Raw genomic sequence first — 665 nt, 5'->3', positions numbered from 1 at the left:
TATAAGACAAACCTGTATAGCAGGCGAAAAGAAATATATCTTTTGTTGTCTCAAGAGTATGACGTTTGAATCGTGTCTCCTCTATAAAATTTAGTTCTCTTTGATTGAGATAAGCACGGTGAAATTTTTCAAACTTCATTTTGTAATTCCGGAAAGGATCCTTTTCAAGCCATCCTAGTTTTATTGAGAGATTGGTGAGCTTTAAACCTTTCCAGATGTTTCATTATTCCATTGTTACTTAGCTGTTTCTTTCCCTTTTGTCCTTTTGCCTCCGAAGAAATTTATCAAAGCCGGTGACAAACTGGTAAGAAATGTTTTTCAGCTAAATGTCCACGGTCTTGTGATCCTTCACCAGATAATCGGCCAAATACTTTTCAGTTGCCCCAAAATTTTTTAAAATTTCATATTTGAGGACATCCCCATTGTTGTTTTATGAGGCTCAATTACATCCTTAAGTGATTTATAAGAAGCGTCTGAGCATAAGAACTTTGATTTTATAGTCTGGGCTGTAACAATCTTATCTTCTTTCAATAGATCTTCATTACACTGGAGCAACTTGGCATGTTTAGCATCAAGGTAGTTGTTAAGGGTAACGGCTTCAGGATTTCTTCCTTTGATCCTATGGGCACGTTCATCCCAGACTTTTGAATTGCAATACCGAGACA

The 665-nt window shown here is 36.4% G+C and carries 1 protein-coding gene; it reads right to left on the bottom strand.

The window, feature by feature from the left end:
* Positions 1-393: 393 nt before the first annotated feature.
* On the bottom strand, positions 394-665 hold a 272-nt coding region (locus HC175_RS16055; RefSeq protein WP_235942648.1), incomplete at its 5' end, for an Arm DNA-binding domain-containing protein.

This window comes from Salinimicrobium oceani (assembly GCF_012037645.1).
Note: the sequence above shows the minus strand (reverse complement) of the source record. Positions and strands in the feature narration are given on the sequence as shown.